14 protein-coding genes and 3 tRNA genes are annotated in these 16,947 nt (G+C 36.3%); 8 read left to right on the forward strand and 9 right to left on the reverse strand.

The annotated features are described in order from the left end of the window. Window positions 1-77 precede the first annotated feature (77 nt). The 4 genes from MCBB_RS02170 to nikR all read right to left on the reverse strand — a co-directional run bounded on the left by MCBB_RS02170 (window position 78) and on the right by nikR (window position 3,456). Window positions 78-1,247 (reverse strand): ATP-grasp domain-containing protein, encoded by a 1,170-nt coding sequence (locus MCBB_RS02170; RefSeq protein ID WP_071906158.1) that lies wholly within the window; start codon window positions 1,245-1,247, stop codon window positions 78-80. Between the two features lie 384 nt (window positions 1,248-1,631). Next, window positions 1,632-2,126, reverse strand: a complete 495-nt coding sequence (gene hycI, locus MCBB_RS02175) for a hydrogenase maturation peptidase HycI (RefSeq protein WP_071906159.1) — start codon at window positions 2,124-2,126, stop codon at window positions 1,632-1,634. Next, on the reverse strand, window positions 2,095-2,937 hold the full coding sequence (locus MCBB_RS02180) for a methyltransferase domain-containing protein (protein ID WP_071906160.1): 843 nt from the start codon (window positions 2,935-2,937) through the stop codon (window positions 2,095-2,097). The genes hycI and MCBB_RS02180 overlap by 32 nt, the downstream gene beginning before the upstream one ends. A 102-nt stretch (window positions 2,938-3,039) precedes the next feature. Next, window positions 3,040-3,456, reverse strand: a complete 417-nt coding sequence (gene nikR / locus MCBB_RS02185; protein WP_171899139.1) for a nickel-responsive transcriptional regulator NikR — start codon at window positions 3,454-3,456, stop codon at window positions 3,040-3,042. Window positions 3,457-3,808: 352 nt separating this feature from the next. Here nikR and MCBB_RS02190 point away from each other — a divergent pair, with 352 nt between their 5' ends. After that, window positions 3,809-4,210 (forward strand): CBS domain-containing protein, encoded by a 402-nt coding sequence (locus MCBB_RS02190; protein ID WP_071906162.1) that lies wholly within the window; start codon window positions 3,809-3,811, stop codon window positions 4,208-4,210. Between the two features lie 409 nt (window positions 4,211-4,619). On the opposite strand, the gene MCBB_RS02195 is transcribed toward MCBB_RS02190, so the two are convergent. Together MCBB_RS02195 and MCBB_RS02200 are read right to left on the reverse strand one after the other, a co-directional pair. Beyond that, a tRNA-Gly gene (locus MCBB_RS02195) sits at window positions 4,620-4,693 on the reverse strand. Between the two features lie 2 nt (window positions 4,694-4,695). Then, window positions 4,696-4,769: transfer RNA gene (locus MCBB_RS02200), tRNA-Gly, on the reverse strand. A gap of 679 nt (window positions 4,770-5,448) precedes the next feature. Between MCBB_RS02200 and MCBB_RS02205 the strand changes: the two genes are divergently transcribed. After that, on the forward strand, window positions 5,449-6,099 hold the full coding sequence (locus MCBB_RS02205) for a potassium channel family protein (RefSeq protein WP_071906163.1): 651 nt from the start codon (window positions 5,449-5,451) through the stop codon (window positions 6,097-6,099). Window positions 6,100-6,249: 150 nt separating this feature from the next. Here MCBB_RS02205 and cobQ read toward each other — a convergent pair whose 3' ends face one another. Next, entirely contained in the window at window positions 6,250-7,731 is a 1,482-nt protein-coding gene (gene cobQ, locus MCBB_RS02210; protein ID WP_071907958.1) for a cobyric acid synthase CobQ, read from the reverse strand. A gap of 564 nt (window positions 7,732-8,295) precedes the next feature. Here cobQ and lonB point away from each other — a divergent pair. The 3 genes from lonB (at window position 8,296) to MCBB_RS02225 (ending at window position 13,250) form a co-directional block, all read left to right on the forward strand. Continuing rightward, a complete protein-coding gene (lonB, locus tag MCBB_RS02215) occupies window positions 8,296-10,236 on the forward strand; it encodes an ATP-dependent protease LonB (protein ID WP_071906165.1) in 1,941 nt (646 codons plus the stop codon). Window positions 10,237-10,656: 420 nt separating this feature from the next. Next, window positions 10,657-12,237: a DEAD/DEAH box helicase gene (locus MCBB_RS02220; protein WP_071906166.1), complete on the forward strand. Its 1,581-nt coding sequence runs from the start codon at window positions 10,657-10,659 to the stop codon at window positions 12,235-12,237. Between the two features lie 416 nt (window positions 12,238-12,653). After that, window positions 12,654-13,250, forward strand: a complete 597-nt coding sequence (locus MCBB_RS02225) for a hypothetical protein (protein ID WP_071906168.1) — start codon at window positions 12,654-12,656, stop codon at window positions 13,248-13,250. 257 nt (window positions 13,251-13,507) lie between these two features. Here MCBB_RS02225 and MCBB_RS02230 read toward each other — a convergent pair whose 3' ends face one another. Then, window positions 13,508-14,371 carry a ribose-phosphate diphosphokinase gene (locus tag MCBB_RS02230; RefSeq protein WP_071906171.1) on the reverse strand — a complete coding sequence of 288 codons (864 nt, stop codon included), beginning with the start codon at window positions 14,369-14,371 and terminating at the stop codon, window positions 13,508-13,510. 328 nt (window positions 14,372-14,699) lie between these two features. Between MCBB_RS02230 and hypA the strand changes: the two genes are divergently transcribed. Then, the gene (gene hypA, locus MCBB_RS02235; RefSeq protein ID WP_071906172.1) at window positions 14,700-15,074 is read left to right on the forward strand and encodes a hydrogenase maturation nickel metallochaperone HypA; all 375 of its coding nucleotides are present in this window, start codon (window positions 14,700-14,702) and stop codon (window positions 15,072-15,074) included. Between the two features lie 204 nt (window positions 15,075-15,278). Then, window positions 15,279-15,941 (forward strand): hydrogenase nickel incorporation protein HypB, encoded by a 663-nt coding sequence (gene hypB, locus MCBB_RS02240; RefSeq protein ID WP_071906174.1) that lies wholly within the window; start codon window positions 15,279-15,281, stop codon window positions 15,939-15,941. Window positions 15,942-16,099: 158 nt separating this feature from the next. Here the strand turns inward: hypB and MCBB_RS02245 are convergent. Then, window positions 16,100-16,172, reverse strand: a tRNA-Ala gene (locus MCBB_RS02245). 82 nt (window positions 16,173-16,254) lie between these two features. Between MCBB_RS02245 and MCBB_RS02250 the strand changes: the two genes are divergently transcribed. Continuing rightward, window positions 16,255-16,743, forward strand: a complete 489-nt coding sequence (locus tag MCBB_RS02250) for a GNAT family N-acetyltransferase (protein ID WP_071906176.1) — start codon at window positions 16,255-16,257, stop codon at window positions 16,741-16,743. The last annotated feature ends 204 nt before the right edge of the window (window positions 16,744-16,947 follow it).

Consider the following 16,947-nt stretch of genomic DNA (forward strand, 5'->3'; position numbering starts at 1 on the left):
GAAACCATGAAAAAGGTTTAAAAAATCATGATTTTTTTGTTTTATTTTTATTCAGTTCAAATCTTCTCTGAATTTCCTCATTCATTCTTAAATTTTTCAAGATTTATCTGCAAAGATTCAGCAATTTCAAAGGCTTTTGTCATGGTTCTTCCACGTATGGTGACGCGTTCATAGTTTTCAGGGCCATGAACTATCCAAGATTCTTCTCCTGAAAAATTTCTAAATTTGTAATTGTTTCTGTCACTTTCAAGTTTTCCCACAGGTATTTCAAGTCCTGCAAAATCTTTCAAACGTTTCTGAACATTTTCAGGATTCCAGCAACCTGCACCCATATCCACGAGTTCGTGTAAAGGGTTCACACCTGTTGAAGCAGCTGTTATGTAACGGGTTCCACTGGGACGGTTGTTGATTTCAATGATGTTGTTTCCATTTGTTTCAGCATTGAAGATTATATCTATATCTGCAGTACCTTCGATACCCACAAGCTCAGCTATCTTCGAAGCAAGCTCCTGAATATTACGGTTGTTCTTTCTGTTGTCAACACCATCAACATCAAGGGGGGCTTTTTTTATCTTGTTCAGAGGATGAATTCCCTCAACAGTGGTTTCACCCTTGTAAACAGGAACAAGTGGTACAGAAGAACCCTCCCACCTTAAAACTTCTATTGAAACCTCTATTCCCTGAAGAAATTCTTCTAGAAATATCGCTTCCATGGAATCGCTTAAATCTTCTAAACGGTTATCAAGATCAACCCTTGAAGAGATTATCTCCACTCCAGAACCTCCCTGACCTTCGGGTTGCTTCAAAACAACTGGAAAATTAGTATCAACAGTTTCAGCATGAATGTTCCTTTTGATTCCAGGGATAATTTTATGGAACTTCGGTGTTTTTATGCCCTTTTCAAGGAGAAATTCCTTTGTTTTTAGTTTGTCCCTTGCAATGGATGTTGCGAAAACCCCTGATGCCACAACTGGAATGCCATGATCTTCTTCAAGTTTCTCCTTCATCTTGGCAACCTCAAGTAAAGGACCATCAATTCCCATTAGGGGAACAACTGCATCAACATCCTCTTTGATTGCAATGTCCATTGGATCATTCATGCCCCTTGGTACGAGGTAATGTTTGTCTGCAAGTTCCAGGTTTCTGGCCATAGGATTTGATTCTGTTAAAATAGTTTCCAATCCCTTTTGTTTGGCGTAAAGTGCCACATCATCGAAAAGTCGAGCTCCTACAAATAATAACTTCATTTTATCACTGAAATAACTTTAAAATTTATTAAAAACTTTATTAAAAACTTTTAACATATAATTTATTTAACACATATTTGAGGATTTGTAACCATTCATATAAATGGCAACCTTGTTCTTGTTATCTTAGATCAACCTTTTATTTATACTGTACATTTTTTTTAAAAGAATAAAAATGGTTTTTTTAATGTAAATAATCTGAAAACAAGTCCATATATTAATTTTAAAGAAAATAATAGAAAATTGATAAAAAGGAGTAGTCCAAGAAGAATTTAAGCAAGGCATTTAATTTTTTATCTTTAAATCAAGATTTAAAACGATTTGAGAGGCTTCTTCCTCAACTTGATTTTCAATTGATCCTTCGTTGTTTGAGGATATTAACTATCAACTCTTTAAAAGGATTTTCAACCCATTAAAAACCTCTTCAATGCTCTTTTCAACCTTTTTTGAAATATCTTGACCTACTTCCATGTTTTTAGGTTGGATTCCAATTAAAATGATTTTAGAATCCACTGCAGATTCAAGGTACTTTATAAGGAATGAAATTGGCATTGCATGTGTTGATATGCTGTAATTTGAAATTTCTTCCTTTTTAACGAGTTTCACATGTCCTGTTTCCTTTCTCATCTCCACAGCATCGAGGAATATGATGTGGGATGGATTTTCCCTTCTTATGGTTCCTGTGTAATTTTCAGGCACGCTTCCACCGTTCACAACAACAACGTCTGTCTGGGTTTGGAACTCTGAGAACAATCTATTGGCTAAAATAGGTCCAACAGCATCATCTCCCCTCATATCGTTCCCAATTCCTAAAATAAATACTTTTCCATGATCCTTCAGGAAATTCTCAAGGGATTCTTTTAATTGAAGATTCAACACTTTCCAGGCCACCTCCCATGGTGTAACTAAAATTCAGTTGAACTGTATCATTTTTCTCAACCTTTACACTGTTGGTTGGAATGATGAGTGGGGGATTCATCATGGGTGTTGGACCGCAGATGAGCTTTGGAGTTAAGAGAGTAAAGGTTGTTAATTTCACTCCAGAAACTGTTCCAGTTTTGTTTATCCTAAGATCCAGCTTAAAATCAACGTTTTCTTTGATTTTCCCCTTTTTGAATAGTTCTTCTTTAAAATCAATTTTATGGTAACTCAAGAGTTCTCCAATAACATGATATTTCTGGTTGAATTTAGAACGTTGATCATGATCAAGGGATTGTGCTTGAGAAATGGGTGTATCGTAAAGATCATCGTAGAAGATGTACTCAATATCTGTTGAAACAGGTTCAACACAGTTTATAACGCCATATGGGATGATTTTTCCATCTGGTTTTAGATTTTCTAAAATAGAATTGAGAACAGGGACTTCTTCTTCATCTATGAGTGCTGTGTCCAGCATTTCACAGATCACAAGGTCAGCCTCTTTTGGAAAATTAGTATTTCTTGCATCTGCACAGATCACTTCGATGTTCTTGAAGGATTCAAGATGCGATCTGGTGTTTTCTGCAACTTTAGGGTTTATTTCAATAGAATAAACGAAGTCTGCATACGGAGCAGCCCATCTTGATAGAATTCCTGAACCTGCCCCTATATCGTATACAGTTCCCTTCGCATTCTCTGTTATGGCTTCATAAAAGCCAGCCATTCTTTCAGTATCTGATGTTAAATCGTGGTGATAGGATGTTCTGTACATTTTAACTCATTTATCTTTTTTTAATCATTAAATCTGTAATTGGATTTAATGTATCTTTTCACCCATCAAATCTTCTTACCCATCACCTCAGAAATTGAAAAATTAAGTTCTGTCTATTTTTTCGCCGCTGGCTGTGCTTGTGAGTTTCACGTGTTCCACGCCTTTGAGCCTCATTATTTTCTCTGTTAGGTCGCGGATGTATTTTACATCGCCTTTAACAACGATGACTTCTAAACAGTATTTTTCTGTCATGTGGACGTGCATAACTGCGTTTATGTAGTCCCTGTAGTCGTGCTGGATGTCTGTCAGGTCTTCCATGACGCCTGTGTAATGGTGGTCGTATATAACAGCGATAATCCCTATCCTGTCACCTTCCATCTCGTTCATCCACTGGTATCTAACTATATAATCCTTCAGAGCATCTCTAATTCCTTTTGATCTGGATTGGTATCCTCTATCCTTTAAAACCTCGTCAAATTCATTCAAAAGTTTCTTTGGTAATGACATACTTATTCTCATCACAATTTTTCCTCCATTTTTAGATATTACCATAATACAATTTCAGTGCTATTTAAACCTTGTCTTCCATCACAATATTGCTCGCTGAAAACAATTTGGTTGTCATACTTTCATATGGTTCTCAACACATATAATACTTATTACTTTTCAATATTTTTTTTACTATTGAATTTTGTTAACACCAATGTGTGTGTAACCGCACTAAAATATAAATATTAAATCTCGATTTGTGACATATTCGTAAGCTATTAATTGGAAGTAGTGAATACTATAAATGGTAAATAGTTTGTTGGGTTTCTTTTTGAAGCGTAAGAAACTACTAGTTCCCACAGTAAATGAAGGAAGTGGTAAAATGAAAGTTAAAGAAGCCATGAATTTGGGTGTTATCACCATCAGTGCAGATACAAGACCCTTGGAAGCATTTGAAAAGATGTACAAAGAGGGCGTAAGAAGACTCTTTGTAATGAATGAACCGGGAAAACCTGAAGGCGTTATATCCTACTCCGATCTGGTGGGTGTTCTAGGTAGTATACGACCAACAAACAAGGGGACAGGATCACTTGAGATTAGAGATATCATGTCTGACAACGTTATGACCATAGATGCAGATGATGAAATAGAAGATGCTGCAAATTTAATGTTAAGAGCTGATGTTTCAGGACTTCTGGTTTTAGATGGTGAAAAACCTGTTGGTGTTATTACAAAAACAGACATTTGCAGAATGGTTGCGGCTGAACTTCTCGTTCCTGTTTGAATTTCAAATCATCTCTTTTCCCATTATTTTTCTTGTAGTACCTTTATTCAATTCCCTTAACTTAGATACTTGAACTGAGGATCTTTTCAGTTTTTTATGTCTTCTTTTATGTTAGTTTCATTATTTAATCAGTTAAATAGACTTAAAATTTATTTTGGAATTTTACTGGGTTCAGTAAGTGTAACGATCATCTATAAATGAGTAAAACTTAATAAATAAAGAATAAATAAGCAAAACTAATAATTTGGATTGTTAAATTAGTAAAAATAGTTACATCAATAAAAATAAGGATTGAATCAATTATAGGATGAATATTATAAGGATTGGATTAAAATTTTTAGTAGTTGTTGAAAATTTGTTACTTGAAATTTAAAATCAATTAAAATCAAAATATTTAAAAAGTTAAAAATGCGGCTGCCGGGATTTGAACCCGGGTCGTAGGCTTGGAAGGCCCAAGTCCTAACCAGACTAGACTACAACCGCAATGCGACGTCCGGGATTTGAACCCGGGTCACTAGCGTGGCAGGCTAGTGTCTTAACCAAGCTGGACTAACGTCGCAGTAGTGCTGTTACCGCATACCAGTGTTTTGGCTTTATACTATATAAGCTTTTAGGTTTTGAAGGGCTGTGTATTAAAGGATAACTTAAAATTATTTCAACACTCTCAAAGCATCGAAAATCAATATTTCACTTTCATAACAAACTATGCGGTCTATTTCTTAGTGTTATTTAAGCATTGATAGGTTCTTAAAGTATTTCCATTTGAGAAGAGTCTGAAGGATCATGCTTTTTTTGATTACATTCTCAACGATAATTTTCGGGGTTCACTGGGATTCAATTTCTACTTTGATAAAATTCCATTAAAGGCCATATTAACCCTTTTATTGGGCTTTAAATGGAAAATATATATGTTTTAATGAAATAGGAGGATTCAGGAAAAAAGTATATACAACAACATTCAAATAACTAAAAAGTTCAAGTCTATCAAGTTTCATAGTACTTGTGATCCATTGTTTAAGATGATAATTGATATTAACTTGTTAAGATTAGTTTAAATGAGTAAAATTAGTCTAAATGATTATAGAATTATAATAAAAATTTTAAAAATTTAAATAATTCAATTTTAGTTTAAAATTAATAACTTTATAAAATAACTTTATAACTTTCTAAGAATTGATAAAGAGATTCTAAGATAAAGGATTCTTAATTATTAAAATTGTTGAAAGGTGATTTTAACCATGTACACAGTAATAATGGGTGGTGGAAGAGTAGGATTGGCCCTTGCATCAGCCCTGGTTTCAGTTGGTCACGATGTGACCTTGATTGAGAATGATGAAAATCTATGTGCAAACGCTGCAGCAGGGCTGGATGCCCTGGTTATCTGTGGTAATGGAACCAATACAAAAACGCTTGAAGAAGCTAATATAAGGGATGCTGATGTTTTTGTGGCAGCAACAGGAAATGATGAAGCTAATCTACTTTCATGCATCCTTGTGAAGGATTACAACATCAAAAAGGTTATAGCAAGGGTCAGTAACCCAGACCATGAGGAAGCTTTCAAAAAAGTGGGCATAGATGATGTTATAAGTCCGGAACTCACAGCTGCAGGCTACCTTGAAAAACTCATAACAAGACCTAAAATAGCGGATCTCATAGTCATTGGAAAGGGAAATGCAGAACTACTGGACATAAGCGTTACCAATAAAAAGGTTATAGGAAAAAGAATAGGTGATTTAAGCCCGACTGATGATTACATAATCTCCGCAATATACAAAAACGGTGAGATCACCATTCCAACAGAGGATATGGTCCTTTCTGAAGGTGATAAAATCTCAATTCTGGTTAAAAGCCCAGCAGTCAAGGATGTAACCCGTAAATTCACCAAGTGATTTCAAATGGAATTTACACTTAAGATAAGTTCTACCATTTGAGATAGAGTTCTACCCTGAATTTTCTTCATTAAATCCATTTTCATTAAATCCATTCATCATTTAAATATTTCTTCATTTATGTTCAGTATGCCTATTTTTGTCACGTTTCTATTCTAAGATACTCAGATCAACGTTTTCCTCAAATATCTCTGCTAAACGGTCTATGGAAAATTGTCTTAGGTCCTTGAAAGTATCATTTGTGAATCCAAGGGGTTCAAAACCCTTTGAGTTTCTCAGGTAATCTGTGAAAACTCTTCTGAAATGGAAGTTGTGGAATATGCCGTGGAAGTATGTTCCTGAAGTCAAACCATTAATGGCACCGTCGTATCCTGAGTTTGGAAAGTTTCCGCACCCTTCAAGCACCTTGAATAATGGTTTCGATCCTTTAAGGACGGTTACACCCTCATGAAGTTCGTAACCCTTCACATTATCTCCCTTGAGGGATCTGAACAATCCACCACCAAGTGATTCACCCAAGCTCTGGGTGATGATTTTATCAACATCATCAAAGCTTGTACTTACATCTAAAAGTCCCATACCTTCTACACTCCCGTGTTTGGATTCCTTCATTGATCTGTCAATGATTTTATTACCCAGCATCTGGTAACCTCCGCAGATACCGAAAACAGGAATTTCACGGGATAAACTGGATATTTCATCTGCAAATCCTGCTTCTTGGAGGGCTAAAAGGTCGCTTATGGTGTTTCTGGTTCCTGGGATGATGATGGCATCAACATCTCCAACACTGCCACCAACTTCAATGAGCTTTATTCCAATGTCTGGTTCATATTCAAGGGGGTCTATGTCTGTGAAGTTAGATATGCGGGGCAGTCTCATGACACCCACTGTTATTTTCTCATTTTTTGCATATTTATGTTCTGTAAGTGATGCAGAATCCTCTTCTGGAAGTTTTAAGCTCTCATCGTAGGGAAGAACTCCAAGAACAGGTACGCCCACTATTTCCTCTATCTGACGGATTCCCGGCATTAAAATGTCCAGATTTCCACGGAATTTGTTGATGATTATTCCTTTGATCCGATCTCTATCCTCCTCTGGAAGAAGGGAGAATGTTCCGGCTATCGATGCGAAAACTCCACCTCTATCAATATCTGCAACCAGAATAACATCCGCATTTGCCATTTTGGCTATCTGCATGTTTGCAAGATCCTTGTCCAGCATGTTTATTTCAGCAGGAGATCCAGCTCCCTCAATGACGATCACGTCGTAATCCCTTTTCAAAACCTTCAGAGAAGTTTTAATAGCCTTTAAAGCTTCTTCCCTGAAGTTGTTCTGGTAGTGGTAGAAGTTCATGTCTCCAGCAGGCTTCCCATGAACTATGACCTGGGATATGAAGTCCTCCTTGGGTTTCAAGAGGATTGGATTCATATTGTAGGATGGTTCAACCCCTGCAGCTTCTGCCTGGAGAACCTGGGCCATTGCAATCTCTGCGTTCTCATGGGTGGTGTATGAGTTCAGGGACATGTTCTGTGATTTGAAGGGTGCAACCCTGTAACCCCTTTTTGAGAATATTCTGCAGAGTGCTGCAACAGCAACACTTTTACCTGCATTGGATGATGTTCCCTGTATCATTATACATTTAGTTTTATCTGCTTTTGAGAACAAACTTGAATCTCCTTGAAAGTGATTATTTCCCTTTGAATTAATATTTAAATCTGATTTAACACATTTTAAATGTTAAAATTTTTAAATCCAAAGTTTTTTATTTAGATAGTGATGGATTAATTCTTTATAAATAAGTTTTCCAGTTTTCATGATCAATGCTTTTATATACTTGAAGTTACTAAAATAGGAAAAAAGTTTTTCTTTATTTTATAATAAAAATTAAAAATAAAAAATAAATTTCATATTAAGAATTAGAATTAAGGAACAAGAAAATTAAGGACTGGAAAGAAAAAAAATTGATGGCATCAAGGCATTAATAGTTGAAGATGATTAAAATTGAAAATGTACAACAAAGGAAAATAAGATAATCAAAAAGATTGATATCTTTTCTGGAACTTGAAAAAGAATGCCTAAACTTTTAAAATACAAATCTACATATATAAGGTTATATATAATAAATAGAGTATAACAAACTAAAATTAAGTTAATTTTTTTTATTCACATGTAAAATTCAGGAGGTTGTCATAGATCATGGCAAATTCAAATTTAAATTCAACAGATTTAAATTCAACCAGTTCATCACAGGATCCATCAGAAGATAAACTGGATTCCACTAGTTACCAAACTTCTGAAGATATAGAAGTCCCTGAAAGGATCATAGACCAGATCATAGGTCAGGAAGAAGCTGTTGAAACCATCACAAAGGCAGCAAAACAAAGGAGAAATGTGCTTTTAATTGGAGAACCGGGTATTGGTAAATCAATGCTTGCTAAAGGAATGGCTGAACTTCTCCCTCCAGAGGAACTACAGGACATACTGGTTTATCCAAACATGGAAGATAACCAGAATCCACTTATAGGTGTAATGCCTTCTGGAGAAGGAAAAAAAGTGGTTATGAACTACAAAATGAAGTCCAAGGGGCAGGAAGAAAAGAAGAATATGTTCATGATGCTGGCCATCACCCTAATCATGATCGTTGGATTCGCACTCAACCAGTTCCTGGTTGCAATAATTGCAGCAGCATTCGTTTTCCTTGCACTTCAACAGATGAAACCAAGAAGTTCAATAATGGTTCCAAAACTTCTGGTAAGTGCTGAAAACAAAACAACAGCACCTTTCGTTGATGCAACAGGGGCACATGCAGGAGCACTCTTAGGTGATGTTAGGCACGACCCATACCAGTCTGGAGGTCTTGGAACACCAGCCCATGAACGTGTTGAGGCAGGAATGATCCACCGCTCAAACAAGGGAGTTTTATACATAGACGAAATAGGAACCATGAAACCTAAAACCCAGCAGGAACTCTTAACTGCAATGCAGGAAAAGAAGTACTCCATAACTGGTCAAAGTGAAACCAGCAGTGGAGCAATGGTACGTTCACAGCCAGTTCCATGTGACTTCGTTCTGGTTGCATCAGGAAACCTTCAGGTGCTTGAGGGCATGCACATAGCACTGAGGTCAAGGATACGTGGATACGGTTACGAAGTTTTCATGAAGGACAGCATGGCTGACACACCTGAAAACAGGGACAAACTCGTTCAGTTCATTGCACAAGAAGTTAAAAAGGATGGTAGAATACCTCACTTCAATAAAGAAGCTGTTGCTGAAGTTATAAGGGAAGCTCAAAGAAGAGCTGGCAAAAAAGATGCATTAACCCTGAGGTTAAGGGATCTTGGTGGTCTTGTAAGGGCTGCCGGTGACATAGCCAAGGGAGAAAATGCAAATGTTGTCACTCTGGATCATGTCTTGAACGCTAAAAAACTTGCAAGAACACTTGAACAACAGATAGCAGACCGTTACATAGTTCAAAGAAAAGAGTACAGTGTTTTCAAAACAGAAGGTACAGAAATTGGTAGGGTTAACGGTTTAGCAGTGATCGGTGATAGAAGTGGTATAGTACTTCCAATAGCTGCAGAAGCTGCACCTGCCCAGAGTAAAGAAGAGGGTAGAATCATTGCAACGGGTAAACTTGGAGAAATAGCCAAGGAAGCTGTTCAAAACGTCAGTGCACTCATTAAGAAAAACACAGGAACCAACATATCCAAGTACGACATACACATACAGTTCCTCCAGGCCTACGACGGTGTGGAAGGTGACAGTGCCAGTGTTTCAGTTGCAACATCAGTTGTATCTGCGCTTGAAAACATACCAATTGACCAGTCACTTGCATTAACAGGATCACTGAGCGTCAGAGGAGATGTTCTACCTGTAGGTGGAGTAACCGGTAAAATAGAGGCTGCTGCTCAGTCGGGTATTAAAAAGGTTTTGATCCCTAAATCCAACATGGATGACGTGTTCCTTGAGGACAGGTACAAAGATAAAATTGAGATCATACCAGTTGAAACTCTCAGCGAAGTTCTTGAGCACGCTTTGATCGGAACGGGTAAAAAGGGACTCATTGAGAAAATGCGAAGGGTAACTGAAATGGTTCCAAAGGGAGTAATCAAAACTCCAACTATTAACCAAGGTTAAAGGAATTAAGGGATTAACTTTTTCCTCCCTTCCAATTCTTTTTTTAAATATTTGAAAAATTATCCCTATCCATGGGATACTAGAACTTCAGTGCAATATAATAAATTTACTGAATATTCAACTGTTTATTATAAATATCATGATTATCAAACATCAACAAGCTTAAAGCTGTAAATATTTAAAACTATACATATAGTTAAACAATAATTCGAATGAAAATTTAGATAGAACTAAAATTTAGATAGAACTTTTTCATTTTAGTGAAGATAGTAACAACTACTATAATTCGAATTTTAATGTAAATTTTAATAGGTTTATTAAACAGATCTAATGATGAACCTTGTTTTTACTATTTCAAATAATTCAAGATTTTAAGGATCATAAAAATCTTTTAAATAAAAAAATAAAGGATAATAAAACATGAAAAAACTTAAATTTAGAGATTTAGACATATCCGTTGAATTAGAGCGGGCTGTCGCAGATATGGGCTTTGAAGAAGCCACACCAATCCAGTCACTTGCCATACCTCATGTGCTCAGTGGTAGAGATGTTATAGGCCAGGCACAAACAGGTACCGGAAAAACAGCTGCATTTGGAATTCCAATTCTTGAAAATGTTGATCCAAGCAACAAGGATCTGCAGGCTGTTATTTTATGTCCAACAAGGGAACTCGCAATCCAGGTAGCAGAGGAACTCAGAAAACTATCAAAGTACATGAAGAAGATCAAGGTACTGCCAATATACGGTGGCCAGCCAATAGAGAGACAGATCAACGCCCTTAAAAAAGGGGTGCAGATCATAATAGGAACACCTGGACGTGTGATGGATCACATGGGAAGGAGAACCCTCGACATGAGCAGCGTTAAAATGATGGTCCTTGATGAAGCTGACGAAATGCTTGACATGGGTTTCAGGGAAGACATAGAATTCGTTTTAAGTGAAATGCCCGAAGAAAGACAGACGTTACTATTCTCAGCAACCATGTCCCGTGACATCCTCAACCTGACTCGCAGGTACCTCGAAGACCCTGAATTCCTTAAAGTGGTTCATCAAGAACTGACCGTGCCTGAGATCCAGCAGATATACTTCGAAGTCAAGGAGAAAATGAAGCTCGAGCTTCTTTCACGCCTTCTGGATATACACAACTTCCAGTTATCACTGGTTTTCTGTAACACCAAAAGAAGAGTCGACAAACTCGTTACACACCTCCAGATAAGGGGATACGCTGCAGACGGTCTTCACGGTGACATGACCCAGAACCAGAGGGACAGGGTAATGTCCAAATTCAGAAACGGAAAGGTGGAAGTTCTGGTTGCAACCGATGTTGCTGCAAGGGGAATCGATGTTGAAAATGTTGAAGCAGTCTTCAACTACGATGTTCCAAACGACGATGAGTACTACGTTCACAGGATAGGAAGAACGGGTAGGGCTGGTAAAAAAGGAATGGCATTCACCTTTGTATCTGGAAAGGAGATCTATCAGTTAAGGGACATACAGAAGTACACAAAAACCAAGATAGAACAGCACCAGATACCATCAGTCAAGGATGTTGAAGCAATCAAAACCAACAAATTCCTTGAAAAAGTAAAACACGTTATGAACACTGAGGATCTTGAGAAACAGGTTCGTATAGTTGAAAAAATGATGGAAGAAGATTACAGTTCAGTTGAAATGGCTGCAGCTCTCCTTAAAATTGTGATGACAAGAGAGGGTTCTGATTCTGCAGCTGAAGAATTTGGAGACACAGGGGCTGAACCTGGGATGGTCAGATTCTTCATGAACGCAGGCCGTAAACAGAGGGTCAAAGCAAAGGATATTGTCAAGGCCATAGCTGAACATACTGGACTTTCAAGTTCAAACATCGGTAAGATCGATATATTCGACAAGTTCTCCTTTGTTGAAGTTCCAGAAGCAAGTGCCAGTGATGTGTTTTCCCTCATGAACGGTGCAAGGATCAAGGGTAAATCCATTAACATTGAACCTGCAAACAAAAGGGAATAAATCGAGGATACCGTTCCTCAATTTTTTCATTTTTTTTCAATTTTTTGATTCTATCAATTCGTTCTATCAGTAACCAGTTTTAAACAGGAAAAAAATCTATTTTTTTATTTTCATCATTTCATTGGGTCCAACAAACATTTATTAATCCAATGACCATTCCGTGATTCAATAAAAATCCATTACATTTAAATTGACAATTAAAACTAATTATAAATTATCTACACTCATCCTACAATTATCTAGAATCATCCTACAATTATTTACCATTATCTTGTCATGTTTTGTTATGTAAAATTAATTTTTAAAAAACTAATTATGTGAAGAATTGCAATGGTTTAACATTAAATTCATTAACATGGAGTTGTTGTGTTTTAGTTTAACAGTTCAAAGCTTTTCAAATTTGGAGGAATAAAATCATGATTAAAAAAGCAGATTTAAATGGTAAATGGCAGAGTAAACAATCTGAAACCCTTAAAAACCCTGATGGAACAGTTATGTACATAAAGAGGGATGCGGTTTTTTCAGAGGATTCATGGGAAATACTGATCAAAACCTTTGTGGATGAATCTGCTGAATTACCACTTTTCACGGTACGTGCCAAGGGTAACTACAAATTAGGAGAAGAAGCCAAGGATGTACCTGGTGCAACATGTGTTGATTTTGAGAACACTGCAAGGTACGTCACACCCCAAAATGGTGCAATGGCACAGATGCTGAACCATGCAGCAGTGGGTAAGGTAGGATGGAAAGCTAATGTAGAGCAGGAAGTGAGTGAAGAGGGCTGTTTTTTAGTTCCTTCCATTGAAAACTGTCCAGTGGAGTACGATCTCCTTAGTTTAGTGAAGGATGAAGATGGCGTGGAAGAGCTTTACTTTGGAGACTACACCTCTGAACAGAGGGAGGATATGCAGAAATCTTCTCAGGGTAAATCTGGGTTTGAAGCTTCCCAGGGCATATGTTCACCTGAAAACCGGCCAAAAACTTTGATTGAGTTCCCTCTTCTCAGGGCTTAATCAGAATCTTCATTTTTAAAGGGATATGTTATTATTTTATCATTATCCATTTTAAAAATACTTTTTTAAAATAAAAACAATTTTTAACTAATTCTTTTATAAAAATATCATCAATAAGTATTATTTTCATTGAATTGTGGTGATTATTAACTATTTTAATGATTTATCATATTTAAAGGTTCTACAGATAAAAATAGATAACAATAGTGATTATTAAAGGGTGGTGATCTATTTAAAAAGGGAAATTTGGATGTTTTTTAAATTTCCCTGAGTTTTTGAGCAACGATTCCTGCAACAGAAACTGTGCTAACATCTGATCTGAGTGTATCTGTTCCTATAACATCATCCACTCCTGCAGCGAATATTTTCAGGAGTGCATCACCCACAAGGACAGGGTGTACGCAGCTCACAACAACACTTTCTGCACCATGTTTCCTTAAAATGTTTGTAGCGTTAACTATTGTACCACCTGTGCTTATGATATCATCGATTATCACAGTGTCCCTGCCTTTAACATCCATGCTTTTAGGTTTGGTTTCAACCTTCTCAGGTGATATTCTGGTTTTTTCCATGTGGTCACATTCACAGCCTAAAATTGTTGCAATTTCTTCTGCAAAGCCAAGAGCACCCTTATCTGGGGCAACTATAACCGGATCTTCAAACATTTCACCGATGTGTTTTGCTATTGGTTGCATGGCTGAGAGGTTGTGTACTGGAATGTCAAAGAAGTCTCGAATACCATCTTCGTGCAGGTTAACACATAGAAGCTCAGATGCACCGCAGAATTCAATCATATCTGCCATTATAGATGCTGAAATAGCTTCAAAATCTTTGAATCTACGTTCCTGTCTTCCATATCCAAAGTAGGGGGTCACGACCTTAACATCTTCCACACCCATTTCCTGGAGAGTTTTAAGGATTAAAAAGAGTTCTATAAGATTTTCATCCTGAGGATATCCTGTTGACTGAACAACAACCGCTCCATCATCAACATCTTCTTTTATACGGAGGTAACGTTCGCCATCAGGGAATTTACGGGTTTCAACTGGACATAAAATATCCTCAAGTTCCCATGCAATTTTCGCAGCCAACTTTTGTGAGGCAGATCCTCCTATTATCAAAATAACCACCTGTAACAATTTATATTATGATTGTAAACTTCAAATATCATGTTCTTAACTTATCAAAACCATTGTTTATGAATTTTTGGTTAAAAATTCTAAACCAATATACAATCTGATGGGAATCTTTATATTAGAAATTTTAATCTTCAACATCTTGCGAATCAATCGTCAGGTACATTTAATTCCTTTAAAAGATACATCATTTTTTTTAAGATTTGTTAAATTTATTAATGAGATTCCTCTAATACTAGGATTATCTAGGATCAGGATCACTACTTATAGAGATTATAGATCAAAAAAAAATCATGATAAATGAGGTGGCACTATGCATGAACTTTCAATGGCTGACGCTATGGTTAAGACAATTCTGGACGTTGCAGAGAAGAACGATGCTACAGAAGTACTTGAAGCTACCATAGAAGTTGGAAAACTTACAATGCTCAATCCGGAGCAGCTCAAATTCCTTTTAGATGTTTTAGTTGAGAATACGTTACTTGAAAATGCAACTATTAACATAGAAGAAGTTCCAGTTGAAATTGAATGTAATGCATGTGATTACACTGGACCTGCAAATATGGATGATTCTGATCATTACCTGGCAATTGTTAAATGTCCAGAATGTAATGAAAGGGATCTTGAGATAACTGCAGGTAGGGAATGCAACGTTAAAAATATTAAAATAGAAAAAGAAGATGATTGAGAGTGATTGAAAATTTCAGTCTTCAAGATCAAAAATTAGAAACTTCAAGTTGTAAATACATTAAAATCGTAATTATAAATTATAAATAGAACAAGAGATCTTTATTAATAATTGATTTAAGTGGGATTCATTTTTCAATTCAATATAAAAATTTAATCTAATTTAATAAAGGACCAAATATTCATTGTAAAAAGAGTGATTAAGATGCATAAAGTTGCAGATATTGAGATACAGCACGACATTATGGTTGCAAACAAAAAACTTGCAAAGAGAAACCAGCGCATATTCGATAAAGCAGATACATTTTCAATAGATGTTTTAGGAGCCATAGGTTCTGGAAAAACTTCCCTCCTTGAAACACTGGTTCAGAAGATGGATCAGAAGATAGGTGTTATAGCAGGGGATGTCATAAGCAAATTCGATGCTCAAAGAATAGAAAAATATGGAGTGCCAGTTGTTGGGCTGAATACTGGTAAAGAATGTCATTTAGATGCTCATCTTGTTGAACATGCCCTTCCAGACCTTCCACTTGAAGATATAGACTTACTATTCATAGAGAACGTTGGAAACCTGATATGTCCAGTAGACTTCGACCTTGGATCACACATAAGAATGGTAGTTATAAGCGTGAGTGAGGGAGACGACACAGTTGAAAAACACCCGCTCATATTCAAGGATGCAGACATGGTCGTCATAAACAAGGTGGATATTGCAGATGCAGTTGGAGCAGACCAGGACAAAATGGTTGTCGATGTTAAAGAATTAAACCCTGAAGCTGTGGTTATAAAAAGCAGTTTAAAAACAGGTCAGGGGCTTGATGAAATTATAAACACTATAGAAAAGTTCATGAAAGAATTGAAGGTTTAAGATCAAATTAACTTGAAAATTTGATCAACTTAAATCTTTGAACCTTTTCAAATCCTCAAAACAAGCCATTAAAATTTTTAGAATTACACAGTTCAAGACATTCATAAAATAACGGGAGAATAATTGCTTTAAATATCCTTTAAATCATTTAAAATAGATGGACTGGCCGGGATTTGAACCCGGGGCCTCCGCCATGCCAAGGCGACGCTCTACCGCCTGAGCTACCAGCCCGTATAAATGGATTTAATTTCTTGATATTTAAAGTTAATGTTTAAAGTTAATGTTATTTTTTTGGAGTTCATGGGGGACGATCATGAAGAATATTCGAATAAGAAATTTGGAAGAGGAAGACCTGATCCAGATAGCTGAGCTTGCAGGAAAGTGCAGCCCAATGATAACAGAAAAAAATTCAGTTTACCATTTGTTCACAAAGTTCTTTAAAAGAACATCCTTTGTAGTTGAAGACCATGGAAAGGGAATAATGGGCTTTTTACTTGGATTTATCTCACAGGAAAATATCAATGAAGCATACATACATTTACTATGTGTAAAACCAGGTTTTAAAAAGGAAGGACTTGCTTCATGTCTTCTTAAGAACTTATTTGAAGTTTTGAAGGCTGCTGGCTGTAGGAGGGTTTTTCTTGTAACCAATCCAAGAAACAAGGTTGCAATCTCATTTTACAAGGATTTGGGCTTTACTGAGTATGAAACTGATCAAACAATGAACATCAATGGGCTGAAGGTTGCAAGGGATTACAGTGGCCCTGGAGATCACAAGGTGGTTTTTTTTAAGATGGTTTGAGATCAATCTTCAATGCTTGATCTAATGTTTAAGAAGATGTTAAAAGAAGATGATTAAATTTATATCGATAAGATTCATATCCCAAATTGATCAGATTATACACGTAAAATCTTTTATTTTAAATAGAAATAGAAACTATAACTTTCTATTAATCACACATAAAACAATATAAAACCAATATTTCACTTAGATTCTACTGAAATT

Source organism: Methanobacterium congolense, assembly GCF_900095295.1.
GTDB classification, from domain to species: Archaea; Methanobacteriota; Methanobacteria; order Methanobacteriales; family Methanobacteriaceae; genus Methanobacterium_C; species Methanobacterium_C congolense.